The sequence below is a fragment of the Oxynema aestuarii AP17 genome, assembly GCF_012295525.1.
Taxonomy (GTDB): Bacteria; Cyanobacteriota; Cyanobacteriia; order Cyanobacteriales; family Laspinemataceae; genus Oxynema; species Oxynema aestuarii.
Genome location: NZ_CP051167.1, coordinates 1,808,847 through 1,831,348, shown reverse-complemented (window position 1 = coordinate 1,831,348; position 22,502 = coordinate 1,808,847). Strand labels below are relative to the sequence as shown.

Genomic DNA, 22,502 nt, shown 5'->3' with positions numbered 1-22,502 from the left:
CCCATGGTAAAGACGATGAGTAAACCTTGGCAGTCCCCCCACATCAAACCCTTCCAACGCCTGCAAGTCGCCGACGGCTTGTTGATGAATGCCGAACGCTGGCGCTTGGCTCACGACTACCATCGCGCGCGGCAAAACGTCCATTTTCAGTCCCTCAACCAACCGGGAATCGTCTGCGACCTCGGCGTTTGTCCGATCGCCCCGCCGTCGGACGTTCCCGCGAAATATCGTGACGGACGCTGGGTGCAAATCCAACCGGGGATCGCCATCGACGTCTTTGGCAATCTCATCGTCATTCCCGAACCCGTAAATTTCCGCATCAGTTCCCCCGTCGGCGACGGCGAACCGACCCAAATTTATCTGGTAGTCAGTTACGTCGATCCCGATAAATTAAAAGCCCGACACGACGGCGAACTCGTCGTTACCGAAACCTTTCGGATCGACGAAAAAACGACCCCGCCGGAAGATTGGGAAGTCGAAGTCTGTCGCATCGTACTCGAACCCGGCGACATCCACTTACAGCGATCGCGCCAAGTGTTCGCCCCCGAACCCAACAGTTTGGACTTGCGCTACCGCCTCCCGGTACAGGCCCGACCCCGGGCGATCGTCCGCTTGGGAATCGTCGGCGATTCCGGCGACGACCTCCCCAACACCGTTTCCCGCTTATCATTCCTGCTGCGATCGCTCGACGGCTTATATCCCGCCTTCCAAGGAACCGACGAGATCGGCGTCTTCTCGGGAATCCGACCCGACGCCCTCGACACCTGGAACCAATACGATGCCCTCTACGTGGGCGATCGCCTCTTCCACAACGCCGAACCCCACCAACTCGAACCCCTCAAAGCCTATATCGAACGCGGCGGCACCCTCTGGCTCGAAATCACCACGGATTTGGGGAAAATCGAACAATTACGCCTCGTCAGAGCCGAACTCAAAGACGCCCTCACCCATCTCGAAACCTCCCCGGACACCACCCCCTTACCGTCCCGTCAGGCGGAAGTCGCCGAATACCAAAAAATTCACTACGAACTCAACGACGAACTGACCGCCGTCGAAGCCGAACTCGATCGCCTCATCCGCGATCGTACCGCCAAGGTCAACCAGTTTGCCCAAAGTCTCGGCACCCCCCTCGAATTTCTCGACGCCCGAGAACGCGACCACCCCTTGCGAACCGAACCCTTTCTCTTCGCCGCCTTACCGACCATTCAAGGCGAAGCGATCCAACTGCTAACCGCCCCCGGACTGGTCGTGGCGATCGGTCAGTTATCCTCCGGTTGGGGTCTCGACGATCGCTTATCCCTCCCTCGCGAAACCATCCGCAGCGCCCAGGAAATGGGCATCAACCTCTTACACGCCGCCTCGAAACGACGCCATCTGATCCAACTCCAACATCCCTCCAACCCCGAATCGCCTCCCCAACCGCCGTTACCTCCCCCCACCCCCTCGGAAGAACCCCCTGCCGAACCGAAAAAGAAAGGCTCGCGACTGCCTAAAAATATTCTCGATAAATTAGGTTAAATTTCACGTCGCATTTTCAAAAACCCGGGGTAGCGAACATGAGAATTAAAAATCTCAAACTGGCACGTCAATTCACCCTCTTTTTATCCGTGGTCTTTGTCCTGTCGATCGCCTTTTGCGGGACGATTCTCTCCGATGCTTTGCAAAAAAAAGCACGGGACGAAGTCGCCACTCAAAGTCTGCTGCTCATGCAGACCATGAACGCCGTTCGCACCTATACCAGCCAAGAAATTAACCCCTTACTCGCACCGCAACTCGAAACCGAAACTGTCTTTATCCCGGAAACTGTTCCCGCTTATTCCGCCCGTCAAGTCTTTGAAAATTTGCGCGACAGTCCGGAATACAAAAACTTTTTTTATAAAGAAGCTGTTGTCAACCCGACCAATTTGCGCGATCTCCCCGACGGATTCGAGCAAGAAACGATCGCCAAATTTCGCCAAAACCCGGAGTTAAAAGAAACCTGGGGATATCGGCAATTATTCGGGGAACAAGTCTTTTATAAAGCCCGACCGATTCAAATCACCGAAGCCAGTTGCTTGCGCTGTCACGGCGACCCCAAAACGGCTCCCAAAAGTCTGCTCGCGACCTATGGCAACCAAACCGGGTTTGGCTGGAACTTGAATGAAACGATCGGCATTCAAACCGTTTACGTCCCCTCCGAAGCCGTGTTTTCTCTCAGTCGCCAGTATTGGGCCGGGGTGATGGGGACGTTTATCGTCACCTTTGCGATCGCCATTGTATTAATTAATATCTTGCTCAAACGCCACGTCATCCATCCCCTGCAACCGATGGCGAGAGTGGCAGAAAAAATTGGCACGGAACAACTCGACGACACCCTCGAACGAGATCGAGATTTAAAACAACTGGCGACTCTCTCCCGACAACAAGACGAACTCGGTCATCTAGCCCGTATTTTTCAACAAATGGCTCACGGGGTTTACTTGCGCGAGCGACAACTCGGTCAACAACTGCAACAACTGCAACAATTGCAACGGCAAAGTCAAGAAAGCCCGGTCAATTCGACCAGTTCGAGCCGCGATCGCACCGACCCGAGTTATTTAAATGCCCTGTTAAACAAAGCCAAGCAGTTACGCGGCGATCGCCCGCAATAAATCGCCCCTTCGATCGCCCGATCGATTGCAAAAATCCGCCCGACTCCCCCTTCCCCATCCCCTCCCTCGAATTATGGCCAACAACCTCATCGAGACGACCCTTTCGACCAAACAATTGAGCTTCAAACCCGGCGGTTCGCCGGCCTTTTTTGAAGTAACCGTAGTCAATCACAGCGATCGCTTCGCCAGTTTCCAAGTCGAGGCGATCGCCGCCGGAGTCGATAGCGAACCGACCGTCACCTGGTACAAAATTTCCCCGGAAGTCAGCACGAAAAAACCGCCGGGAGATTCGACCACCTTTAAAATCGGCATCGTGGACAGTCCGGTTCCGGGGTGGGTGGGGTTAATGAACGTCACCGTCCGCGTCTTTTCGATCGAACTGCTCGACGAAGACCGCGAAATCGTGCGTTTGGCGATCGAACAAGGAACCGGATCGATCCCATTACAACTCAAACTCCCGGTACGCGATTTCCACGTTTACCCGGACAATCAAATCGAAATTCCCGTGCGGATTTACAACCCCGCTCAAATTCCCAGCAAGGCGATCGTGCGCTGTTTGGGACTCGAACCGTCTTGGTTGGGTCAGTCGGTGGAACGACAGGTGCAAGTGTTACCCGGAAAAGAAGCGGAAACGACGTTTTTATGTCAGCCTCCCTTCGGCGCCAAAGCCCCCAGCCAAATCTATCCGTTTACTGTCGAAGCGTCCCACAGTCTCGGACCGCCGAGCCGAATCGAGGGCAGTTTGGAAGTGCTGGCTGTAGGGAGTCTCGAATTTCGGGCGCTGGCGCTCAAACAGAGAGTTCCCCAGCGTCGGGCCTGGGCGATCGACTGGCGGTCCGATCCGGTGACGTACCTGCTCGAATGTGAAAATGCTAGTAATTTGGCGCAAGAGGTCACCGTTGACGTCACCGGAGACGGGGTGGAACGCTGCGATCGCCTCGAACTCGAACCGGATACGATGACCCTCTACGCCGCCGAAACCGGACAGTTCGAGTTATTAGCCCGCGCCAAACGCCCCTTACTCGGTTGGAACCGTCGCCTGACCTTTGAAGCTAACGCCCTAGTTCCAGAGGGTCGCCTCAACGTCCGCAACGAGTTGCAAATTTTACAACTGGATTTGCTGCCGATCGTGCCGCGCTGGCTGCAATTATTCCTACTGTTTTTATTGTTATTAGGTTTGGGGAGTTTGTGGTACTTCATGCCCCGTTTACACCACCACAAAGCCCCGGTTCACGCCGTAGAGATCGACGGGTTGGCGAATTTTGTGGTCAGTGGTTCCAATGACGAAACGATTCGCACTTGGCAGTTGAAAAACCGACGGGAACTCGATTTTCGAGGGGTTTTGGGGAATTTTGGGAAAGCGGTGCGAACCTTGCATTATCGTCCCGTGGATAATAATTTGCTGGCGGTGGGGTTGGAAAATGGCGAAATTCAACTGTGGGATTTGTTATCGTCGCCGGATGAAAATCCGATCGATTCGTTTTCGTTCCAAAAAGACGATCGCGTGTTGGCGTTAGCGTTTACCCGAGACGGGCGTTATTTATTTAGCGGTCACGGTAGTGGGTCGGTTCTGCAGTGGGAGGTACAGTCGCAGTTAGAGGCTCAATTTGGGGGGACGCCGCCGAGTCAACAACCGCGCCGACAGCCCTTTGATTTTGCAATTTCCGGGTTGGCGTTGGTGGGTACGGGCGATCGCACTTTAGCCGTCGCCGGACGCTTCAATCAGTTGCGCTTGTGGAATTGGAGTGACGGTAGCGAACCTCGGGCGATCGCTTATCCGGAAACGGGCGGTCAAAATGACTATATTTTCGCGATCGAAACTGCCGAATACAATCCCTATTTACTCGTCACCGCAGATTCTCAAGGATCGATTACAATCTGGAATTTACAAACCTGTCTCAGTGAAAATCAGCCGTGCGATCGCATCGTAGACCGTTGGAGTGACGGTCACGACTCCCAACCCGTGCGCGCCTTATCCTTAAGTCGCAACGGCTGCTATCTCGCGACGGGGGGCGACGACGGCAAACTGAAATTGTGGCCGTTGACCGCCGACGGACGCCGCGCCGATGCCTATTTAGAGGGCATCGAGTTAGCTAACAGTTTCGGACGCCAAAAGTTTAACGCGATCGATCTCAAAATCGCCAACAATAATCTTCTCATCGTCGGCGGCAGTGACGATCGCTGGGTTCACTTGCGCCGACATCCCCGTTTGCCTCAAGTTCGGTGCGAATAGTGAATAGTAACTTTTCACTATTCACTATTCACTTTTCACCTTTCCCCCCACCTGCTAACGCGAGGTTGGAGAGTGCGACGGACTTATTCAACTTTCGTCGATTCACTTAAAAGCGGTTCGTCGGCTATATTGTCTAGACCGACCGATTCGAGCAGTGTTTTCCAGTCTTGCTCGAATTTGACCTCTTGCGGATGCGTCGCCCGTAATTCGGCGAGTTCGCTGAGGGTATCGGTCCAGATCCCCGCTTGAGCGTAAACTTCGGGCAATTCGCGTTCTTCGGCAGCGTCTAGACGTTCGGATAATTCCGCATCGGGTTCGACCCGCTTGACCCAACCATCAACAAACACGTCCGCCGAACGGTCTTTGGTATCGCAAATCACGGCAAAAAACCAGTGATACGCCATATCCGGTTCTAAAGAGTGACCTTCTGGAAGCGTAAGGCCGATAATGCCCGGTTCTCCCCTTAACGTCATTTGTTCTTCGTACAGGGTTTCCCCGGCTTCAGTTTCTAATGCAAATTCCGCTTCTTTTACAGGAGTTTCGCTGACATGGACGAAAAAGGTCGGATTGGAATTGACGGTCGATTCGACTTCAATGCGATCGTCGGGCAGTTCGCTTTGATTGACTTTCGGCAATACCGGGGTCACCGAAATCGTTTCTCCGGCGCATTCGCTCGTTCCCCGAGAAATCCCCCCGGTACGCCGACGGGAAGCTCGCACGCCGGGGACTTTAAAGCCCAAAGCGACCAGGCTTTCATGACCCTCACTCCCCCCGGAGATTGGGGAAGTCGCGGCGGGACGAATGCTCCCGGGAAGGGTCGCACTGGCGGCCAATCCGAGGGACAAGGTCAGTGAAAATGTTTTGAGATAGGTAAGATATTTAGTCTTCATTTTTCCGTGTTAGGACAACGCTATGTAAAATTGGAGTTGAAGCCGTAACGATCGTAATCTTAAGACATTGCAAACAGCAAGAATTATATAATAATCATTATAATCTCAAACCCCGATTGTAGACGATTTTGCTAAAGGTAAAGTTTCCCGGACAATAGATTAAATCTGTAAAAAATATAAAGAGCATTTTTTAGGCAAAAAGACCGAGTTGTCCGGTGGAATCGGAAGATCGAGAAATGGTAGGTTTGCCATCGAGTCGTCAGCCAAATAGATAATGGATTCAAGGGGGTTTTGTCGGCGGTCAAATGGGGTTAAAGCGACGAAATCTCCACCTATCTGTTGAAGGAAGTGGTGCCAGCATGATTGCTCAGTTAACTGAAAAAATTCGGGCGACGATCGCCCATCCTAAATCCCTAGGTCAAGCGGCAGTTGGATTTGGGGGAACCGTGATTCTGGCCAGCTTCGGCGTCGCCGCCGTGGTCGTCGGGGTGCGACAAGTGGGCGGGTTGGAATCGTTCGAGTTACAAGCCTACGATCGCCTGATGCGATCGCGTCCGGATCCCGGACCGGACGAGCGCTTACTCGTGGTGGAAATTAGCGAAGACGACATCCGCGCCCAAAACGAATATCCGATTTCCGATGCCACAATGGCGGCGATGTTAAATCAATTGGTCGCCGACGAAGCCCGGGCGATCGGAATTGATATTTTACGCGACGTTCCCATCGGGACGGGTCGGGAACAATTAGTCAAAGTTCTCAGCGAAAACGACAATATTATTGCGGCGTGCAAACTCAGTTCCGAAGCCGAACCGCAAGGGGTTCCCGCCGCGCCGAGTGTCCCGGAAGAGCGGATCGGTTTTGCCGATTTGCCCGTGGACCGCGACGTGACCATCCGCCGCACCATTTTAGTTTCGACGCCCATTGTCGGTCCGCAAACCGAGATCGTCAAACCACATTTGTGCAACTATCCCGATCCGGAAAATCAACTACCCTCCCTCTCGTTCAGTTTGGCGTTGATGTACCTGCAAGGGGAAGGGGTCGAAGTCGCCTTAGCCGAAAACGGGCAAGATTTAGTCTTGGGTGACGCCGTTCTCAAACGCTTGGGCGATCGCTCCGGAGGCTACGCCCAAACCGGGGCGACGGACTACCAACTGATGCTCAATTACCGTTCCGGAGACAACGCGATCGAACAAGTCAAGTTAACCGACTTGATCGAAGGGCGGGTCGATCCCGAAACCATCCGCGATCGCGTCGTTTTAGCCGGATATACCGCCAGTACCGCCAATGACGACTTCGCCACCCCCTACAGCGCCGGAAGTCAGGATCGGGTCGAAATGCCCGGAGTCGTCATCCACGCCCAAGCCACCAGCCAACTGATCGCCGCCGCCCTCGACGGGCGCCCTTTAATCTGGTATTGGAGTCAGTGGGGAGAAATCCTCTGGATCTTCCTATGGGCGTTAGTCGGCGGCAGTTTAGCCTGGGCGATTCGGCGTCCTTGGGTGTTGGGGGTCGCCACCGTGGGCGGATTGGCCATTTTGTACGGCGTCAGTTACGCCCTCTTTTTACAAGCGGGATGGATCCCGTTCGTCCCCCCCGCGATCGCCTTACTCGGCAGTGTGGGCGGCGTCGTCGCGATCGATCGCTTCAATAAGAGCGCCTACGGTCAAGCGGTGATTCAAGGGGTCAAAGGCTTCTTAAAAATCGATATCGAAATCGACCAAGAGAAAAAAGAAGAACAAGTCGCCGAAATTACCGAAAGCGACTATTTTAAAAACCTGCAAGAAAAAGCGCACCAACTGCGCGCCCAAAAACACCAACCGCGCAGCCGTGGCGATCGCCATTTAGCCGACGACGGCGAAACGAGCGAAACCGAAGCCGCCACCACCGAAACCGATGGCGAAGAGGACTATTTCGCCCAACTGCAACAACGGGGTCAACAATTCAAACACGACCGTCCCGAAACTCAGCCCCAGGAAAGTGCAGCGACAGGGGATAGGGAAGACGGCGACAGCGAAGACGGCGACGGCGACGATTATTTCGCCCAACTGCGCCAGCGCAGCCAAAACCTGAAGCGGGATAACCCCGATCGCCCGGAATCGTAAACGGCAATCCGCCGACGTGCCAGTTCATCGTTTTACGAGGGGGACCGGATTTATGAGCCACCATCCATTTCAACCGCCAGCGAACGCACCCGACCCAGACCCGCCCGGCGAAGACAAAGGTCTGAGTTTGGCGCAGATCCTGGAACTGCCCGACCGAGAACGGCGCATCGTCAATACTATTTTGCGCCATAAAGATTGCACGCTCCACGAACTCGCCGCCACCTTGGGAGAGCCGGAAACGACCCTGCAGCCCGAAGTCGATACCCTCTTGCGTCAGGGTTGGATTGCCGAAAGCGAACGGGAAGGGCAGTTTCACTACACCGTGCAGTTGAGCGCCAAACGGGGGATCGATCTGCCCTCCGCTTTGGACTGTCTCGGCGAGATCCCCGAAGGTCGTGCCACTCCGGCGGAGGAACCGTGCTGGGTTGCCGTCGGACCGCAAGAGGAGGTCGTCGCCAGGGCGGGCGATCGCGTCGAACTGCGGGTGAGCGCGACGAACCGAGGTGGCCGAAATGCGGCGATCGAAGCGATTTTAGCCGAAACTTCCGCCATTCCGGAAAATTGGTGTAGCTCCCGAGAAGAACGCCTCGCCCTCGGACCGGGATACAGTGGGGAACTGGTGTTCGAGATCGCGGTTCCCGTCGAGGCGATCGCCGGAATTTACCCTTACGCGATCGTCGTCAGCGCCAGCGAGCATTACCCGGAACAGCCCCCCGCGCGCTTGGTCGGTCAGCTTCGCGTTCTCGAAGACAACCTTTGACGAAGATGCTAGCGTCGCCTTCAATTCTGCCAAGCACCCTTTAAAATCGACGGGCGTCGCGTTTTTTCAACTCACGAGGTCTTTCATGTCCAAAATTATCTCGATTCACTCGTTCCGAGGGGGAACTGGAAAGTCCAACACCACCGCCAATCTCGCCGCCACCGTCGCCCGTTGGGGACATCGCGTGGGGATTGTAGACACGGATATTCAATCTCCCGGAATTCACGTGTTGTTCGGTTTCGACGACAAAAGCATGACCCATTCCCTCAATGACTACCTGTGGGGGAAATGCACCATCGAAGATACCGCCTACGACGTCAGCAGCGTCTTGCGGGAGGCTCAAACGCCGAAAAGCAAAATCTATCTGATTCCGTCGAGTATCAAAGCCGGAGATATTACGAAAGTGCTGCGCGAAGGGGTCGATTTCGGACTGCTCAGCGATGGCTTTTACGAACTGATCGAAGAACTCCAACTCGATTATCTGTTCATCGATACCCACCCGGGAATTAACGAAGAAACTTTACTGTCTCTGACGATTTCCGATGTCTTGCTCGTCGTCTTGCGACCCGATCGCCAGGACTTCCAAGGCACCGCCGTCACCGTGGAAGTGGCACGGAAATTGGCCGTTCCCAAAATGTTTTTAATTGTCAATAAAGCCTTGCAAAGCTTCGATTTTGATGCCCTCAAAGTCGAAGTCGAAAAAACCTACAAAGCTCCGGTAGCCGCGATTTTGCCCCATTCCGAAGATATGATCCAACTCGCCAGTAGTGGGATTTTCTGCCTCAACTACCCGAAACATCCGTTGAGTCAGCAGATCGAAACCATTGCCCAATTGGCGATCGGCTAACGCCAACTGTAATTTTGTCGGAGCGATCGCGCGAGGAGACCATGAGGGGAGATCGTTTGAATCCAGAATCTCAAAATCGCGCCCAACAACGGGGGCGGGGCTTGAGCATGGGAGAAATTCTCAGCCTCCCCGCCCGCCAACGGCAGATCGTCAACTTTACGATCCGTCAAAAAGAATGCCGACTGGCACAAATCGCCGAGTTTCTCCACGAAAGCCCCGCCGACATCGAGGGCGAACTGCAAGACTTGATCCGCGCGGGATTCGTGCGCGAATCCCGGATTGGCGGCGAGTCGGTCTACACGATCGAACTGGCCGCCAAAAAAGGGAGCCAGTTACCGGACACGATCCAACAAGCTCTCACCCCGGGCAAACCCCTGGCGACGATTGTCAATCCGTCCGGGGAAGTGCTGTTGACGCCGGGTTCTCAGTTCGAGCTGTACGTGACGGTTTCTAACAAAGGCAATCAAAGCGCCTTAATCGATATTTTTATCGAGGAAACCTCCGAACCCGTGCGCCAGTGGTGCGCGACCCCCTTTACCCGGCTCGCGTTGGGGCCGGGACAAAGCAGCGAGGCGATTTTTAAGCTCGACATTCCCCTCGATGCGGTTCCCGGACCTTACGAATATACGTTAGTCGTAGACGCGCCCCAACATTATCCGGAAGATACGCCGATCTTACATTCGGCGCGGGTTCAGGTGATGCCGTTCGTTCAGGAAGCGCGCAAGGTCAGCGATCCGACCTTCAGCTTGTCGCCGCCGACGCGATCGCTCGATCCCGCAGTACTCGAACCGGGACAACCCCTCGAACTCCACGTCCTCGTCCACAATCGCTCGGATCGGGTGGACCGCTTCCGCCTCGACTGTCCGGACTTGCAGCGTCATTGGTATTCGGTTATCTATCCCGAAGGGTTGGCGCAACCGGGGATCGTCACCGCGACGGAAGGGTTGGAACTCAATCCCGGCGAAAAAGGCGAGATCGTGCTGCTGCTGCAACCACCTCCCGATGCTTGGGCGGGGGTGTACGCGCCGACGGTACGCCTGTATTCGACGAATAATCCCGGTTTGGCGTTGCTCGAACCTGCCTATTTTCGGGTCGCCGAGATCTATTTGCTCCACGCGGAGTTTCATACGGTGGTGGGCAAAATTGCCCGGGGGGCGGGCTTGTTCGAGTTGCGCCTGACGAATATGGGCAATAGCCCTCGGGAGGTGCGGGTCAGGGCGAAGGGGACGGATCAAGAGGAGATTTGCAAGTTTACGATCGCCCCGCGTCAAGTCCGGCTGTTACCGGGAGAATCGAGGATCGTGGGTTTGCAGGTGGAACCGACGGACGCCCGCCGCCCGTTTTCGGGGAAATTGATTAGTTTTGTCGTCGAACTCGAAGATTTAGATAAATTTCCTTTAATTACCGATCGCTTCCAAGGGGCGCTGATGTGGGAGGGCCGTCCTTGGTGGCAATTGCTGCTGTTGATTTTGGCGATCGCCAGCGCGATCGTCGGCTTGGCGGTGTTAATCTGGTGGTTGCTCACTCGTCCGCCCGTGCGTCCCCGAATCGTCCGCTTCGCCCCGGAGAGTACGACTTACAAGCAAGCTAACGACGACGCCATCCGCCTCGATTGGGCGATCGCCCATCCGGAAAAAATTGATTCTCTCACTCTGATCGGTCTCTCGGAAGATGGCTTGGTCACGAGTGGTCCGGTCCTGTACGAGTTCGAGAACGGCTTGCCCAGATCGTTGCAACCTTTTTGCAAAATCAATGGCCAACTCGTCTGTGAAAATGTCTGGACCGATGCTAAAAAGGCGGGTCAATATATCTTTGAATTGACTTTAACGCCGAAAGAAGGGGAGCCGGGACAGGGCGAAACCCTCAAGACCAAGCCGATCGCGATCGAGCCGCTCCCGGTGCCGAAAATTCTCGAAGTTGCTTCGACTCGCCCGGTTTATCAACGGCGAACCCGTCCCGATGCCCCCGAACCCCAAGGGGAGCCGATCGCCCTCAATTGGACCATTGCCCATCCGGAACAACTGCAGGCGGTGGCGGCGATCGCGCGATCGCCCGACGGCGCCGTCACCAGTCCCCTCAAACGCTACGACTTCAGCCAGGGGATCCCCGAAGCACTGCGCGGCTTTTGCGAGATCGCCGACGAACGACTGCGCTGCGACAACGTCCCTACCGATGCGGGCAATCCCGGCGACTATATCTTCGAGTTGACCGCCATCCCCAAACACGGCGAACCGGAAACCGCCACCAGCGCCAAAACCGAGCAAATTCAAGTCCAAGTCGAACCGATTCCGACGGCGATCGCCCAATTTACCCTCAACGGTAAACCCGTCCCCCCCAAATATCTCGCCCGCCTGACCAACGGCGACCAACCCCCGGTGATTCTGCTCTCCTGGAAAGTCACCGGAGACCCGGGCCTTCAAGTCCAGTTGCTACCCTCTCCCGGCGACGTTCCCCCGGAAGGTCAACTCGCCTATCCCCTCAGTCCCCAACCCGGGAGTGAAGTGATTACCCTGCAAGCCAGCAGCCCCACCGGAGACCCGGTCACGCGATCGTTCGTCGTCGAAACCCTCCCGCCACCGGAAACCGTCGCCGTTCCTCCCCCTCCCGGGGCCGATGGCGCCGCCGAAGCTCCCGGGGGCGCCGAGGGTGAACCCGGAACCGTCGCCGTTCCCCCTCCTCCCGAGGAGGGAACCCCCGGCGCAGAAGCGGGAGACGGTACATCTGACGGCAGCACCCCCGGTACCGATGGCACGGCGGCGGGGGATGCTTCCGGGGAGCAAGGGGCCACTGGGGAGGGCGAGGGTGAAGCGGGATCCGAGCCAGAAGAAGAACCGCTTCCCGAACCGGATCCCCTGGAACCTCAAGAGTTGCCGCCGACGTTCAATTAACTGGTTTTGCGCACCATGAAGCCCCGAATACTCTTTGCGATCGCCCATCGGGAGAGATCCCCCCTAGCCCCCCTTGAGAAGGGGGGGACTGGAGAGTGCGGCGTTGTTCCCAAAATAAACAATGTCTTGAAAGTCCCCCTTAATAAGGGGGATTTAGGGGGATTCTCCAGTCAAGTCCCCTTTAATAAGGGGGATTTAGGGGGATTCTCTCCAGGGGAGACGGCCCATCGGGAGAGATCCCCCCTAGCCCCCCTTGAGAAGGGGGGAACTGGAGAGTGCGGCGTTGTTCCCAAAATAAACAATGTCTTGAAAGTCCCCCTTAATAAGGGGGATTTAGGGGGATTCTCCAGTCAAGTCCCCCTTAATAAGGGGGATTTAGGGGGATCCTCTCCACGAGAGACGGCCCATCGGGAGAGATCCCCCCTAGCCCCCCTTGAGAAGGGGGGAACTGGAGAGTGCGGCGTTGTTCCCAAAATAAACAATGTCTTGAAAGTCCCCCTTAATAAGGGGGATTTAGGGGGATTCTCCAGTCAAGTCCCCCTTAATAAGGGGGATTTAGGGGGATCCTCTCCACGAGAGACGGCCCATCGGGAGAGATCCCCCCTAGCCCCCCTTGAGAAGGGGGGGACTGGAGAGTGCGGCGTTGTTCCCAAAATAAACAACGTTTTGAAAGTCCCCCTTAATAAGGGGGATTTAGGGGGATTCTCCAGTCAAGTCCCCCTTAATAAGGGGGATTTAGGGGGATTCTCTCCAGGGGAGACGGCCCATCGGGAGAGATCCCCCCTAGCCCCCCTTGAGAAGGGGGGGACTGGAAAGTGCGGCGTTGTTCCCAAAATAAACAACGTCTTGAAAGTCCCCCTTATTAAGGGGGATTTAGGGGGATCCTCTCCACGGGAGACGACCCATCGGGAGAGATCCCCCCTAGCCCCCCTTGAGAAGGGGGGAACTGGAGAGTGCGGCGTTGTTCCCAAAATAAACAACGTTTTGAAAGTCCCCCTTATTAAGGGGGATTTAGGGGGATTCTCTCCAGGGGAGACGGCCCATCGGGAGAGATCCCCCCTAGCCCCCCTTGAGAAGGGGGGGACTGGAAAGTGCGGCGTTGTTCCCAAAATAAACAACGTTTTGAAAGTCCCCCTTAATAAGGGGGATTTAGGGGGATTCTCCAGTCAAGTCCCCCTTAATAAGGGGGATTTAGGGGGATTCTCCAGTCAAGTCCCCCTTAATAAGGGGGATTTAGGGGGATTCTCCAGTCAAGTCCCCCTTAATAAGGGGGATTTAGGGGGATCCTCTCCACGGGAGACGACCCCAACCCCATCTATTACTCGGCGCATCTTAGTCCTCCTCCTCTCCTTCCCCTTCCTCCTCGCCGCCAGTGGACGACACGTAGAGCAACTGCGCGAAACTAAACAATGCGCGGACTGCCAACTGCGAGAGGCGCGCTTGGGTGGGGCCGAACTCAACGGCGCCAATATCGCAGGATCCGACTTGCGGCGGGCTCACTTGCGCGGGGCGCAATTAGAAGGGGCGAACTTGCAAAATGCCGACGCCCGGATTGCGGACTTGCGCGATACTAATCTCGCTAGCGCTAATTTAGTTGGGGGAAACTTCAAACAGGCGCAATTCGCCCAAGCGATTCTGTTTCGCGCCAATCTCAGCCAGACCAATTTAGAAGAAACCGATTTTACCGGGGCGCAACTCGGCGGCGCCAATCTCAGCCAGGGGATTTTAACAAAGGCGGAGTTACAAGAGGCAGATTTAGAAGGGGCGAATCTGGACGAGACTGTTTTTTTGGAAGCCAATTTAAGCGGGGCGAACCTCAAACAGGCGAGTTTGCAAAAGGCAGATTTTAGCCAAGCCAATTTAGAAGGGGCGAATCTGGAAGGGGCGGATTTGCGCGGGGCGAATTTGGAAACGGCAAATTTAACGCGGGTTTATTTAAAAGATACCCGGATCGACGCCCAAACGGCGATCGCCGCCAAATGGCTGTTAGTGCGCGAATCGCTCAACAGCGCCATTCCCCAACCGGATTTACGCGGGGCGGATTTAGCGGGCGCCAATTTAAAAGATATCGACTGGGACAATACGGATTTAGCAGGAGTCAATTTGGAGGGAGCTTATCTGTTTTTGGCGAAACTGCGTCAGGTCAATCTCGTGGGTGGCAATTTGGCGGGGGCGGATTTAGTTTATGCGGATTTGACCGGGGCGGATTTAACTGAGGCGTCGCTGATGGCGGCGAATTTAAGTCACGCGCGTTTATCGGGGGTGATGTTGCAGCAGGGGAATCTCGCCGGGGCGAATTTGTACCGGGCGGATTTGCAAGGGGCGGATTTGCAAGGGGCGAATTTACAAGGGGCGGACTTGCGTGGTAGCGATTTTACCGGGGCGGAGTTGACGGGGGCTAATTTAAGTGAGGTGGTGTTCGATGCGGATACGAAGATCGCCGCTAAAGCTTGGCTGGTCTGGGATTTGTTGGAACGCGGCGCGGGCGATCGCGATCTGACGGGGGTGGATTTAGCTGGGGCGCCGTTAGCTGGGGTCAACCTGGAAGGGGTGCGTCTGACTCGGGTCAATTTGGCGGGGGCGGATTTGACGGGGGCCAATTTAGAACAAGCCAATTTATTTCAAGCGGATTTAAGGGAGGCGAATTTAAGCGGGGCGAATTTAAATGGGGCGAATTTGAGCGAGGCTAATTTGCGCGATGCGATTTTAGACGGGGCAATGCTGGATAAGGCTTATCTATGCGGAGCAATACTGCCAAATGGAACGAGAGAAGTTTGTGAATAAGGTGAGATATACTTTTGGGGGTTCGCTGCTGGGGCTGCTGGTTTTGGGGGCGTTGGGGTTGACTGTGGCGCCCGTGGCGGCTCAGGAGGGGTTGGAGGATTTTCAATATTGGGCACAACTGTGCGCGTCTCTGGCTGAAGAGGATAAGTATGAGGAGGCGATCGCGGCGTGTGACAGCGCGATCGCCCTCAATCCGAAGGATGTGGAAACGTGGCGCGATCGCGCTGGTATCTTGCTGGAGTGGCAGCAGTATACACAAGCGACGGCAGCGTATAACCGGGTGTTGATGCTACAACCGGACGATTCTCTGGCGTTGGCCGATCGCTGTTATGCACTGTCCCAGTTGGAACGCTACGACGTGGCGATCGAATCGTGCGAAACGGCGCTGCGGGTAGACCGCAACTGGGGCGAAGCCAGTCCGGCGCTCGCTTGGTATCATCGCGGGCGGGCGTTCCGGCAGTTGGGGGAGGTTAAGGCGGCGTTGGATTCGTTCGATTGGGCGTTAGAACTCGATCGCGACTACTCGGCGGCGGCGGCGGATCGCTGTCAGTTACTAGCAGATTTGGGGGATTTCGAGGGGGCGTTGGCGGCGTGCGATCGCGCCTTGAAGGCCGATCGCCGTTGGTCGCCGTCGGATCCGGCAACAGTTTGGGAAACTCAAGGTGAGATTTATATAGCTCTCGATCGCTACGATCGCGCCCTCGATGCCTTCGATCGCGCCCTCGCCCTCAATCCGGAGAATGCGGACGCTTGGCTGCAACGCGCTCAATTGCTCGATCGCCTCGGACGCCACGGGGAGGCGAAAATTGCTTACGATTGGGTGGTGCAGATCCAGCCGAATTCGTCTTTGGCTTTAGCCCGTCAGTGTGCTAACCTCAACCGCTTGGGCAGTTACGAGGAAGCCCTCGCGGCGTGCGAGGCGGCCCTCAAAGAGGGGGATGGTATTTGGGGATCGGAAGGCCCGGCGTTTGCCTGGATGCACCGTGGCAACGCCCTTGCGGGGTTGGGGAATTACGAGGAGGCGATCGCCTCGTCCAACCGCGCGATCGCCCTCGCCCCGGATTATGCCGACGCCTGGAGCAATCGCAGTGTGCCGTTATGGCACTTGGGACGGGACGACGAAGCTCTCGCCGCCACGGAACGGGCGATCGCCCTCGATCCGAACTCGTCTCTCGCTTGGTATAATCAAGGCCGCATTTTAAAGGATTTGGGCGAATACGACGCCGCGATCGCCGCTTACGACCGGGCGATTAAAGGGGATGCCAATATCGGCGATCGTCCCTCTCTGGCTCAAATTTGGATTAATCAAAGTGCGGTATTTTTAATCCTGCAAGAGTACGGTAATGCGTTGACCGTCGCCCAAAGTGCGACGACGACGGCCCCGGAACAAGTCGCCGGATGGTACAATCAGGGTCTGGCGTTGATGGCCCTGCAGCGTTACGAAGAAGCGGTCGAAGTCTACGAGAAGGCGATCGAACTCGACCCCGAAAATGCCGACTTTTGGACGGGAAAAGGCATGGCCCTGCGCGCCTTGGAAGAGTACGCCGACGCCCTCCCCGCCTTGGAGACGGCGATTCAACTCAACCCCACCCATCCTCAAGCCTTGCAAACCTTAGAAATCGTCCGCCGCGAGTTGCAACCGGAACCCCCACCACCGGACGCACAAAATGTACCACCCAAGGAAACCTTACCGGAAGTCTCACCCCCCGCCCAACCGTAGGAACACGACAGTTCCTGTCCCTCCCCCAGCTCACCTGTCAGATTTTCGCTCATCTTCCAATCGGAAATTTTAATCCACTTCCCCCATACAAGTCCTGTTGCGCAAGCATATTTAATTCTTGAGGATTTAAAGGATTGTGACCCGCTTTTAACTGGTCGATCCATTCTTGACGCTGTTCTTTTTTATTGCTGTCTAAACTCCACCCGATAAAAGCTTCAAAATCGGCGATCGCCCCTTTTTTATCCCCCACAATTGCCCGCGCAATTCCCCGACTGTCGCGAATCAAACCATCTTCCGGAGATAAATCGACCGCGCGATCGCACGCTTCTATGACCGCTTGCGCTTCGCCGTACAAACTTCCATAGAAGCAAATATTGTGCCAATCGTCGGCATATATTTCTAGATTGGGTTGAATATTTCGAGCTTGTTCGTATGCAGCAATTGCCGCTTTCACTTCACCCTTTTTCACTAAAGTATTTGCTTTTTCAATTAACCCTTTAGCCAAAAAGAGATTAATTTGTTTGTCCGTATCGAAAACAATCTCAGGATCGCGCTTTTTAGCCACTTCAAACTTGGCTTTAGCCCCTTCTTTGTCCCCCGATTTTGCTAAAGCTTGTCCTTGTTCCACTAACAATTGTGCCAATTCTTTTTCCGTCCAAACTTCACGCTGACAAGTATTCCAGGCATTTTCCGCCGTCGGCGTCACCGGGTTTTTAAAAACGGCACTATCGTAGAGGCGATCGCAACCGACCTCAAGCAGCTTGTGCCAATCTCCCCGCCAAAGTTCGAGTATGTTATCCACACTCCCATTCAAGACGAGGCGATCGACCATTTCCCCATTTTCGTTCCACAATTTTACCGTTCGCTCGTCCCAACCCCCCGTTAGAAACGCTTGACCGTCCGAACTTCTCGCCACCCATTGAAAATTTTCTCGCTGCAAATACCCTCGCAACGGTTCCCCTATGGGTTCCCCCTGGCGATTCCACAATCGAACTGTGTCATCTGAGATCTGTCGAGTGATAATCGTTTCGCCATCTGGCGTAATCTGTGCGATCCAATCTGTTTCAGGATTCTCCTCTTGTCTTAATTCTTGAATATTAAACTGTCCGTTAGTTTGCCATAAACGAACTTTTCCGTAATCTTTTAATTCAATTGTTTCACCCTCATCAAAACTTGAATCCGGCGTCTCTTCTTTCGATTCGGTGTCAATTTGGTCTGTTTTAACCCCTTCCCAAATTCGGATCGTTCCATCGCCGCCACCACTCACAATAGTGTAAGTATCGGCTGCAATAGCTAACCCATTCACTCCCATTTCTTGATGTCCCCGGAACGGTTCCCCTAAAGGTTGTCCGTAAGATGTCCACAGGCGTAATGTTCCGTCGATACTGCTACTGACGATCGTCCCATCTGGATTAAAAGCAATAGAGTAAATACTACTTTGATGTCCGTATTGAGGTTCATTGATTCGATCGCCTTCCCGATTCCAGAGATTAATAGTTCCTCCCCATCCGCCAGTGGCAATTATCTGTCCATCGGGGCTAATAGCCACTGCAAAAATTATATCTTCATAGTTATTGCTAGCTACTTTTTGGATAAGTTTTCCGTCTCGATTCCACAGATGAATACTTCCACCAACATTACCGCTAACAATAGTTCCTCCATCAGCAGTAATTGCAACCGAAATGACGTCATAATTGCTAGATTTCATCGGTGGTGCGATCGCCTTTCCGTCTCGATTCCATAATTTTATCGTTCCGTCCCCTCCTCCAGTCACAATTGTATTCCCATCCGGCGTCATCGAGATCGAATTAATTCGCTCTTCATGGGCTTTAAATTGTTTTATTGGTAGTTTTCGATCGCGACTCCAAAAATAAAGAATTCCCGATTCATCTCCACTAACAATTCGTTCGCCATCTGCACTCATTGCCAGAGAATAAATTGAAAATTGATGTCCTCGAAATTCATTAATCAGTTCACCTTTAGCATTCCACAGTTTGACAGTTCCATCAGTTCCGCCACTCGCAACAAGTTCCCCATTTTCACTAATCCCTACACCGAAAATAGTTCCCTGATGGGTTTCAATCATATTTTTTTCTTTGGCAACTTCGATCGCCCCTAACAAGCTAAACTTAATTGGATGCAAAACTTCTTTTAACTTTTGCTGACTGTCTCCGGTACTGGCGATCGCTAATAACAAGCCATCTACAGGTTCAAAAGAAAGCAAATTTCTCGAAATGGCTGCCTTTTCTCCCAGTTGAGCGATCGTACTTTGTCGTTGGGCAAAAAGTCCGGCAATACTGACTAAAACCGTCGAGGCGATCGCACCCAATGCCAGAAAAGTAACCCGCCGAACTTGTTGTTTTAAGAGGCGATCGCGCTTTTGCAAACTCGCGTCTATAAATTGATTTTCTATTTCGCTAAGTCCGCCTAACTCTTTAAATTCTCCTCGTTCTCTAACTTCAGCAACACGCTGGAGTTTCGACCCACTCCATAATTCATCTTCTGCCTCGATCTTATTCTCGTCCTGTGAATTTTGCCAGTTTTTAGCATCTTCCGATAAACGATTGCGTAAATGAATCAGTTCTTGACTTTCCGTTATCCAATGTTGCAATAAATCCCACGAATGAATCAAGGTTTCATGGGCAATTTCAATCGCCGCCTCTCGATCTCCAGCTTCGAGATTGCTCACCAACAAATTTGCATCGACCAATGTTTTTAAAATCAGTTCTTCATCCTTGTTAAATTCCGATTTTTCCGCCCGACGACTCACAAATTTAAGACTTTTAGATGCTTCATCTAACTTGACCAATCTCAAAAAGATACATTTAACTGCTTCACGGCGATCGGGCGATAAACCATCGTAAATTTCGTTAACATGTTTCTGGAGGGCACCGCGAACGCCTCCCAATTCTCGATAAGTTTTAATGTTGAGGGTTCGGTCTTCAATGTCGTCTCGTTGCCACAGTAAATCTAGGGTATATTCAAGTAAGGGCAAAGAAGCTGCTTGTCCGATAACGTCATTAACAATTTCCTTAACTAATTCCCCTTCAAAAATAACCCCATGCTGGGCGGCGGGTTGTTCGATCGCCAAACGCAACTCATCCGGGTGCATGTCGGTGACTAAATGGATATAAGGTTCCACAAGTTTACCGAATTTGGGATAAGGACTGAAGCGATGTAAAAAATCAGCCCGCATGGCTAAAATCAGCTTAACCGAGTGGTCGCAATTTTGGACTAAGTTAACTAAATTTTCGATAAAAATTTTGCGTTTTTCGAGATCGGATGTTCTTGTAAAAAGTTCTTCAAATTGATCGACAAAAACCAGCCACTGTTCGTTACTCTGTTTTAATCGATCGACCGTTTCCAACAATGTAGTGGGCTTGTATTGTAAAGCAATTCGTGCATTGTCTTGAGAAAAGCCGCCGACAATTAAACTACTTTCAAGAGATTTGAACGGATCGAGATCGGGAGTAAAGATAAATGCGCGAAACTTAGACCCGAGGCGATCGCTGAGTTGAGGAAGGACACCCGCCCGAATGAGGGAAGATTTGCCACTTCCAGACGCCCCGAGAATTAAAAGCAAGGGATTTTTAGCAATCGCGTTGATTAAACTGGCGATCGCCTGGTCGCGTCCGAAAAATAAATCTTTATCTCTCGCTTCAAACCGTTTTAATCCGCGATAAGGAGAAATGGGATTAAAGGAACGATTTTGAACGGAAGATGCGGTAATTTGAATGATTTGATTGACGGTAAAGGTATTCCCTTCTCCGGTAATCGTAATATCCCGAAAGGTTTGGACTTGTTGATGGGTGGTAGACATCTTTTTAAATGGGGTAAATTTTATCGTTAACGATCGCCGATCCTAACGATCTTGATTCTGGCGTCCGACTTTTGTAAGATTGGGTACGAGATGGGCAGACAATTCGCAAACTGTCTACTCCGGTCTCGCGTCAGGAGTCGTCCTATCCTAAGCTAAGGACGATCGAACCATGACTGACAATATGCCTATTTTTTAGCACAATACACGAGGGCGATCGCACCTCCCCGAAGGTTTTAACAATCGATCGCAACTCTTTGTAAATCCTTCAAACTTCTCTATTAATTTTCACCATTTTTCACCGTTCTTTATCGATCTTCATGTCTGACGATCGCCGTTTGTGGCTGGTGAAAAATAGGTGAACGCCCGTGCTTTTGTAACCCGATCGACTTAGTTCTTCAATCGTTCTTATGAACTCCACCGATCTCGCGTTCGCGTCCGCCTTAGAACAAGCCCGACTCATCCGAACTGGGCAAATTTCACCTTTAGAACTTACCCAAGTTTACCTCGATCGCATCGATCGCCTCAACCCCAAACTCGGCAGCTACTTCTACATTAACCGCGATCGGGCGATCGCCGACGCCAAACAAAAAACCGAACATCTCACAACCGCCGACCCGGATCGCTTGCCGCCGTTTTTCGGCGTTCCCACCGCGATCAAAGATCTCAACAACGTCGCCGAACTCCCTTGCAGCTTCGGCGTCGCCGCCCTTCGCGACCAAGTCTCCACCTACGATGATGCGGTCGTCGCCCGCATGAAGGCTGCCGGATTTACAATTCTCGGCAAAACCGCCACCTCACAATTGGGGATGTTTCCCTACAGCGAACCGCCGGGATTCCCCGCCGCCCGCAATCCCTGGAATCTCGACTATACCCCGGGCGGATCCAGTGGCGGGGCGGCGGCGGCGGTAGCGGCAGGTCTCTGCGCGATCGCACAAGGTTCCGACGGCGGCGGGTCGATTCGCGGTCCGGCGGCTTGCTGCGGGGCGATCGGCCTCAAACCCTCGCGAGGTCGCGTTTCCTATGCCCCCGTCGGCGATGCCTTAAGCGGTTTGGCCACCAACGGTCCGATCGCCCGAACCGTAGCCGACGCCGCCGCCCTCCTCGACGTTATCTCGGGATATCTCACAGGCGATCCCTACTGGCTCCCGGATTCCGAACCTTCTTTTCTCACTTGTGCTACCTCCAATGCCGTCAAACCCTTACGAATCGGCTTCACCACCGCCATTCCACCGATGGGCGAGGCGGCCCCACCCTGTCAAAAAGCCGTTTTAGAAACCGTCAAACACCTGGAAACTCTCGGTCACCCGGTCGAAGAAGTCCGTCCGGATTTCAGCGAATTGGTCGAACCGTTTATCGCCGTCTGGCAAACCGCCGCTACCGTTGGGGGCATTCCAGAAGCCGCCTTAGAACCGATGAATCAATGGTTTGCCCGACGGGCGAACGGGGTCACTGCGGGACAATACTTGCAAGCTGTCGGTAAAATGCAGGTCGTGGCGCGCCAAATTGTCAGTGTTTTAGACCCGTTCGACTTGTTTGTTACCCCTGTTTTCCTGCATCCGACGATTCGCGTCGGGGAATGGGCCGACCTGTCGCCGGAAGAAACGTTAGCTAAAATGGTGAGCTGGATCGCACCTTGTGCGCCTTTCAACGCCACGGGACAACCCGCGATCGCCCTCCCCGCCGGGATCGATGACGGTTTGCCCGTAGGGGTGCAACTGGTGGGCCGACCTGCCGGGGAAAGTACCTTACTGGCGATCGCCGCCCAATTAGAAGCCGAATTTCCCTGGGGCGATCGGCGTCCGCCCCTGGCCTAAATCAGCTCGCCTTT

General features: G+C 53.9%; 12 protein-coding genes. 10 read left to right on the top strand and 2 right to left on the bottom strand.

All coding sequences use genetic code 11. The features are described 5' to 3' along the window. Window positions 1-15: 15 nt before the first annotated feature. The 3 genes from HCG48_RS07400 (at window position 16) to HCG48_RS07390 (ending at window position 4,863) form a co-directional block, all read left to right on the top strand. Complete coding sequence (locus HCG48_RS07400) at window positions 16-1,518, top strand: hypothetical protein (RefSeq protein ID WP_210437193.1); 1,503 nt, start codon at window positions 16-18, stop codon at window positions 1,516-1,518. A 38-nt stretch (window positions 1,519-1,556) separates the two neighbouring features. Further along, window positions 1,557-2,630: a c-type heme family protein gene (locus HCG48_RS07395; RefSeq protein ID WP_168568578.1), complete on the top strand. Its 1,074-nt coding sequence runs from the start codon at window positions 1,557-1,559 to the stop codon at window positions 2,628-2,630. A 73-nt stretch (window positions 2,631-2,703) separates the two neighbouring features. After that, a complete protein-coding gene (locus tag HCG48_RS07390; protein WP_168568577.1) occupies window positions 2,704-4,863 on the top strand; it encodes a WD40 repeat domain-containing protein in 2,160 nt (719 codons plus the stop codon). Between the two features lie 83 nt (window positions 4,864-4,946). Here HCG48_RS07390 and HCG48_RS07385 read toward each other — a convergent pair whose 3' ends face one another. Next, on the bottom strand, window positions 4,947-5,753 hold the full coding sequence (locus HCG48_RS07385; protein WP_168568576.1) for a DUF928 domain-containing protein: 807 nt from the start codon (window positions 5,751-5,753) through the stop codon (window positions 4,947-4,949). A 359-nt stretch (window positions 5,754-6,112) separates the two neighbouring features. On the opposite strand from HCG48_RS07385, the gene HCG48_RS07380 reads away from it, so the two are divergent. From HCG48_RS07380 to HCG48_RS07355, 6 genes are all read left to right on the top strand, one after another. Then, complete coding sequence (locus HCG48_RS07380; RefSeq protein ID WP_168568575.1) at window positions 6,113-7,855, top strand: CHASE2 domain-containing protein; 1,743 nt, start codon at window positions 6,113-6,115, stop codon at window positions 7,853-7,855. Between the two features lie 52 nt (window positions 7,856-7,907). Continuing rightward, window positions 7,908-8,615 (top strand): COG1470 family protein, encoded by a 708-nt coding sequence (locus tag HCG48_RS07375; protein WP_168568574.1) that lies wholly within the window; start codon window positions 7,908-7,910, stop codon window positions 8,613-8,615. A gap of 85 nt (window positions 8,616-8,700) precedes the next feature. Continuing rightward, entirely contained in the window at window positions 8,701-9,462 is a 762-nt protein-coding gene (locus tag HCG48_RS07370; protein ID WP_168568573.1) for a MinD/ParA family ATP-binding protein, read from the top strand. Between the two features lie 56 nt (window positions 9,463-9,518). Continuing rightward, window positions 9,519-12,350, top strand: coding sequence for a COG1470 family protein (locus HCG48_RS07365; protein ID WP_168568572.1), 2,832 nt, complete (start codon window positions 9,519-9,521; stop codon window positions 12,348-12,350). A 1,122-nt stretch (window positions 12,351-13,472) separates the two neighbouring features. Then, complete coding sequence (locus HCG48_RS07360; protein WP_168568571.1) at window positions 13,473-15,134, top strand: pentapeptide repeat-containing protein; 1,662 nt, start codon at window positions 13,473-13,475, stop codon at window positions 15,132-15,134. Continuing rightward, window positions 15,127-16,854 carry a tetratricopeptide repeat protein gene (locus tag HCG48_RS07355; RefSeq protein WP_246259959.1) on the top strand — a complete coding sequence of 576 codons (1,728 nt, stop codon included), beginning with the start codon at window positions 15,127-15,129 and terminating at the stop codon, window positions 16,852-16,854. Before HCG48_RS07360 ends, HCG48_RS07355 begins: the two co-directional genes overlap by 8 nt. Before the next feature lie 49 nt (window positions 16,855-16,903). On the opposite strand, the gene HCG48_RS07350 is transcribed toward HCG48_RS07355, so the two are convergent. Then, complete coding sequence (locus HCG48_RS07350) at window positions 16,904-20,674, bottom strand: nSTAND1 domain-containing NTPase (protein ID WP_168568569.1); 3,771 nt, start codon at window positions 20,672-20,674, stop codon at window positions 16,904-16,906. 407 nt (window positions 20,675-21,081) lie between these two features. Between HCG48_RS07350 and HCG48_RS07345 the strand changes: the two genes are divergently transcribed. Next, on the top strand, window positions 21,082-22,488 hold the full coding sequence (locus HCG48_RS07345) for an amidase (RefSeq protein ID WP_168568568.1): 1,407 nt from the start codon (window positions 21,082-21,084) through the stop codon (window positions 22,486-22,488). Window positions 22,489-22,502 lie beyond the last annotated feature (14 nt).